Raw genomic sequence first — 5039 nt, 5'->3', positions numbered from 1 at the left:
CCCCGGACTACCGCCGTTTTACCATCGGCGGTAATTTCCGCCCCGAGGCGCTGCAATTCGGAAACGTGCATGAAGCGATTTTCAAAAATCGTTTCCGTAATCACGCTGCTGCCTTCGGCAATACAGTTGAGCGCCATGAACTGCGCCTGCATGTCCGTTGGAAAAGCAGGAAAAGGGGCGGTACGAATATCTACGGCCTTGGGTCGCTGCTTCATGCGCAGGCGAATCAGGTCGGCACCCGTTGTCACTTCTGCGCCAGCTTCGCGTAATTTGAGGATGACGCTTTCCAGGAGGCTGGCATCGGTGCGTTTGAGGCAGACATCGCCCCCGGCCATGGCTGCAGCGACCAGATAAGTTCCGGTTTCAATGCGATCAGCCACCACGCTGTGTTCGGCACCATGTAATTCTTTGACGCCTTCTATCTCAATGACCGAAGTACCTGCCCCGGAAATACGCGCGCCCATGGCATTCAGGCAGCGGGCAAGATCCACAATTTCGGGCTCGCGGGCCGCATTTTCGAGCGTGGTGTGCCCCTCGGCCAGTGTTGCTGCCATGAGCAGGTTTTCGGTGCCGGTGACAGAAACGATTTCCATGACAATCCGGGTACCGATGAGTTTTGCCGCCCTGGCTTTGACAAAACCGTTTTCCACCGTAATTTCCGCACCCAAAGCCTGCAAACCGCTCAGGTGGACACTGACGGGACGGCTACCAATAGCGCAGCCGCCAGGCAGACTGACTTCAGCAGAACCGTGGCGAGCGAGCAGCGGGCCGAGCACCAGAATGGATGCGCGCATGGTTTTTACCAGCTCGTAGGGAGCCACCAGCGAGTGCACTGGCCGGGGATCCACTTCGATACCGAGTTGACCGTCCACCAGGACTCTGGCCCCGAGGGTGCTAAGTAGCTCTAGGGTGGTGGTAATGTCCCGGAGATGCGGGATATTACGGAGCTGTACGGGTTCTTTTGCCAGTAAAGTGGCAGCGAGGCAGGGCAGCGCCGCATTTTTGGCCCCGGAAATCCGTAGTTCGCCACGCAGGGGGCCATTACCACGCAGCAGCAGTTTATCCATAAGGTCGATGCTAACCTTTCAGGCGTTTTGGGCTTTTTCCACCAGCTTCTGGAGTTCGCCCTGCTGGTAGAGATCGGACATGATGTCGGAGCCGCCGACAAATTCGCCTTGAATATACAGCTGGGGAATGGTCGGCCAGCTGGAAAACTGCTTGATACCGTCGCGAATCTGGGGATCGGCGAGAACGTCCACAGTGAACAATTCCTTCACTCCCGACTGTTGCAGCAATTGTATGGCACGCGCCGAGAATCCGCACTGCGGCGCGCGGGGGTTGCCCTTCATGTAAAGCACTACAGGGTGTTTTTCAACTTGTTCCTGAATGAGTTCTTGAATCGTAGCCATGGTAATCCTCGTGACGTGTCGGGCGTAGATGGTTTCAGTGCTGGGCAGAATGACGGATCTGCTCGGCCTGTTCAGGGGTGAGAGTTCGCAGGGAAAGGGCATGAATTTCTTCACGCATGCGTTCGCCCAGAGCGGCATAAACCCGCTGGTGTTGTTTGACAGGGGACAAACCGGTAAAAGTAGCCGAGATGACCAGTGCTTCAAAATGGGCACCGTCATCTCCCTGTACTTCTACCAGGGCATCCGGGAGTTCTTGCTGAATAAGTGATTTGATCATGTTGGCGTTCATGCGGGCCATTGTATCCCATAACAGAAGATTTGTGATCCCCTTTTCAACGCGGCTATGTGCGCAGGGCGTGCTGTATTACTGGCGCAGCTTGTAGCCCCGATCAAGCAGGCGCCAGGCAAAAATACCGGTGATCAGTGCAAAAGCCAGGCTGACGCCCAGGCTGGCCCAGACGCTGACATCCGAATCGGCAAAAAAGCCATAACGAAAACCATCAATGATGTAGAAAAAGGGGTTAATCAGGGAAATCTGCCGCCAGATGCCTGGCAGGGATTGCACCGAGTAAAATACTCCGGCCAGAAAAGTCAGAGGCATGATGACAAAATTCTGGAAACCGGCGATCTGATCGAATTTTTCGGCCCAGAGGCCCGCTATCAAACCCAAACTACCCATACCGCTGGCACCAAGGATGGCAAAAATCAGAATCCAGAAGGGATGAAGCACCGGAATGTGCAGATACAGTAAAGCCAGGGCAAAAATGGCCAGTCCCACTAAAATACCCCGGAACACCGAAGCGGCAACCATGGCCGTAAAAATTTCCGTGGGCGTGAGTGGGCTGAGCAGCACAAACACAATATTTCCGGTTACCTTGGATTGAATCAGGCTGGAAGAGCTGTTGGCGAAGGCGTTTTGGAGCACAGACATCATCATCAACCCGGGCACAATGAAAGCCGTATAGCTGACGCCCGGATAGACGGTGATATGACTGCCCAGAGCATGCCCGAAAACCACCAGATAGAGAATGGTGGTGATCAGCGGGGCAGCAATGGTTTGCAACCAGACTTTACTGAAACGCAGGGTTTCCTTGTAAAACAGGGTCCAGGTCGGGGCCAGGCTACCCTGAATTCGGTTGCCGCTTGCGACAGTTGCCGGGGTACTATGGAGAATTTCAGGCATCGCTGCTGCGTAGGCTGGGTTCCAGAATTTCTACATAGGCACTGTCGCGAATACGATGTTGCCATTCGTCCATGCGCTCGCGGACAATCCGGTTGAAGAGCTGCATGCGTGCTGCTGCCATGATCTGTTTTTCTTCCACGGGCTGCTGGCGCTGGCCCTGGGACTGCAGGATGTATATTGCATCGCCTTCACGAATCGGGCTGCTGACCGCTCCGGGCTGCAAGGTGAGCAAAGTTCGTTCAAGGGTATCCGGTAGCTGTCCCGGTGTAATCCAGCCCATTTCTCCGCCTTTTGCAGCGGTGTTGGGGTCCTGGCTGTAGTTCCGTGCGAGTTCCGAGAAACGGCTGCCATTCTGAAGGGCGGTTTGAATATCCTGAGCACGATCTTCTGCTTCCTGAAGTTGCAGGCTACTGCCAGCGCGAAGCACGATAGCTGCTGCCTTGACTTCAGTGATGGTGGGTTGTTCGTCTTTTTTGTCGAGGATTTTGAAGATGTGGAAACCGGTGGGTCCGGCGATTACCTGACTGATATCCCCGGTTTTCAGAGACATGAGGGCCTGAGACACCGAGGGGGGGAGCTCTCCGGCTTTCACCCAGCCTATCCGGCCGCCCTGCAGGGCATCGCGGCCGCTGCTGACCTGCGCTGCGAGGCGCGAAAAGTCTTCCCCGGCAATCAGGTGATTTCGGACCTCGGCGGCCTGTTGGCGGGCTGCGCTGATGGCGTTGGGGGTCGGGTTGTTGGGCATGGGAATGAATATCTGCTGCAGGTTGAAGCTGACGCCACCCATGTCCTTGAGTTGATGGGCGAAGGTTTTGACTTCGTCAGGACCGACATGGACGCGGCTTTCCACTTCCTGCTGCATGAGTCGGTCAACAATAATCCGATCCTTGAGATCATTGGTGAAGGTTTCCCAGGATTGTCCCTGACTGCTCAATGCTTCACGTAACTGATCAGCGGTCATGTGGTTGGCCTGAGCCAGATTGTTGACGGCCTGATCCAGCATGCCCTTGTCTACTTTGATGTTGGCACGCTGTGCCATTTGTAATTCGATATCCTGCAGAATCATCTGTTGCAGCACCTGACGACGTAAAATGTCATCCGCAGGCATGGCATTGGGATCGCTCTGCTGGAGATGGGCGCGCACCGCACTGACGCGTTGCCCCAACTGCATGGAGGTGATGATATTGTCGTTGACGATGGCCACGATTTTATCCAGATTCACCGCGTTGCTGGGCATTGGCGCATTCATGGGTGCCAGTGCAGAGTCTTCCGAATAAGTATGCGTTGCTGGGGCAGAATCAACGGCTGGCGCTGGTGCCTGGGCCAGAAGGGTATCCCGGTTCAGGAAAGGCGTGCTGGCCCAGCCCGCAACGGGTAAGGTTCCAAGCAGCAGGCTCAGGGCAATAACAAGTGGACGACGTTTGCAGGACATCAAAACTCCATGCTGGCGCCCGGCACATACTGGCTGAGCAAACCGGTTGAGGCATTGCCCAGGCTGGTTAGGCCGCGCAACACGATCTCGAAATAAATAGCATTATTGGACTGCCCGCCAAGCAGAATCTGATGATATACCATCATGTGCGCTGCCCAGCAGCCGCCATCATAGCCGATCCCCACGAGCTCCTCCAGAGGCTTGCTGTCGGTAACATCATACTGATAGCTCCCTAGTAGCTGCCAGTTCCGGAACACCGGCCAGGCGCCGGAAACACCGGTCTGGTCGACGAAATTCCGGGTAAAGCGGTAATCGAGGTTGATCACCCGCTGCGGTCCCGGCAACCATTGGGCGCGCAGGTTGAGCCGGTCGAGCTGACCATGCTGCGGGTTGACCTGGGTGCTGGCAAGCAGATTCATGTCGGCAACGGGGGCGTATTGCCCCTCGAAAAAATAATTGGACTGTGTGGCCTGCGACACAATATCACCATTCAGATTAATCTGTTCGTGATTAAAATAGCGAATTTGCCCGACGGCTGCTTCCCAGAGCTGGCGGCCCGTGGGAGTCAGCCAGGTGCCACGTAGCCCGTAGGCAATTTGATTGGCAGCATTTATCCGGTCACTGCCGGTAAACAGTACGTTGTCGCTAAAAATGCTGGGAAAATCCAGGTAAGGCGTGCTGGCGTCAAATTTGGGAATTTCATTCTGAGCCTGTAAGGGAATGTAGGTGTATTTGAAAATCGGTTGCAGAAGTGCCGTGCTGCCATTGCTGCCATAGCGGACAAAATTCAACCCACCCTTCAGGCTCAGGGCGGGGAGGGTACGGTTTACGGCGCGCGCATAAGGGGCATTACGTTGAATTTGATAATGGCTGTAATAGAGGCGGGCCTGGGGTTCGAGGAAGCCCCAACCCCGGCTGAAGCGCCATCCCAGAGTGGGGGTCAGATCCAGGCGCTGACCAATGGGTCCGGTGGAAGCAGAAAAATAATTGAAGCTGCTATGCCAGTTGAAGTAGC

6 protein-coding genes are annotated in these 5039 nt (G+C 55.4%); all 6 read right to left on the bottom strand.

The window, feature by feature from the left end:
* A partial coding sequence (murA, locus tag HJG40_RS12035) for a UDP-N-acetylglucosamine 1-carboxyvinyltransferase (protein WP_215864415.1) occupies window positions 1–1067 on the bottom strand: 1067 nt, incomplete at its 3' end.
* Between the two features lie 18 nt (window positions 1068–1085).
* Window positions 1086–1409, bottom strand: coding sequence for a Grx4 family monothiol glutaredoxin (grxD, locus tag HJG40_RS12030; RefSeq protein WP_010640654.1), 324 nt, complete (start codon window positions 1407–1409; stop codon window positions 1086–1088).
* A gap of 34 nt (window positions 1410–1443) precedes the next feature.
* Window positions 1444–1686, bottom strand: a complete 243-nt coding sequence (locus HJG40_RS12025; RefSeq protein WP_226852429.1) for a BolA family protein — start codon at window positions 1684–1686, stop codon at window positions 1444–1446.
* An 87-nt stretch (window positions 1687–1773) separates the two neighbouring features.
* Window positions 1774–2592, bottom strand: a complete 819-nt coding sequence (locus HJG40_RS12020) for an ABC transporter permease (RefSeq protein WP_226857428.1) — start codon at window positions 2590–2592, stop codon at window positions 1774–1776.
* Window positions 2585–4024, bottom strand: coding sequence for a peptidylprolyl isomerase (locus tag HJG40_RS12015; protein ID WP_215864414.1), 1440 nt, complete (start codon window positions 4022–4024; stop codon window positions 2585–2587). The genes HJG40_RS12020 and HJG40_RS12015 overlap by 8 nt, the downstream gene beginning before the upstream one ends.
* Window positions 4024–5039, bottom strand: a 1016-nt coding sequence (locus HJG40_RS12010) for an LPS-assembly protein LptD (protein ID WP_215864413.1), incomplete at its 5' end; no start/stop codon positions are given. The genes HJG40_RS12010 and HJG40_RS12015, both read right to left, overlap by 1 nt.

The organism is Acidithiobacillus concretivorus (genome assembly GCF_018853445.1).
GTDB classification, from domain to species: Bacteria; Pseudomonadota; Gammaproteobacteria; order Acidithiobacillales; family Acidithiobacillaceae; genus Acidithiobacillus; species Acidithiobacillus concretivorus.
Note: the sequence above shows the minus strand (reverse complement) of the source record. Positions and strands in the feature narration are given on the sequence as shown.

Bases quoted from the DNA above. Each gene is read 5' to 3' on its own strand.
- grxD (WP_010640654.1), bottom strand. From the start codon at position 1,409: ATGGCTACGATTCAAGAACTCATTCAGGAACAAGTTGAAAAACACCCT.
- HJG40_RS12025 (WP_226852429.1), bottom strand. From the start codon at position 1,686: ATGATCAAATCACTTATTCAGCAAGAACTCCCGGATGCCCTGGTAGAA.
- HJG40_RS12020 (WP_226857428.1), bottom strand. From the start codon at position 2,592: ATGCCTGAAATTCTCCATAGTACCCCGGCAACTGTCGCAAGCGGCAAC.
- HJG40_RS12015 (WP_215864414.1), bottom strand. From the start codon at position 4,024: ATGTCCTGCAAACGTCGTCCACTTGTTATTGCCCTGAGCCTGCTGCTT.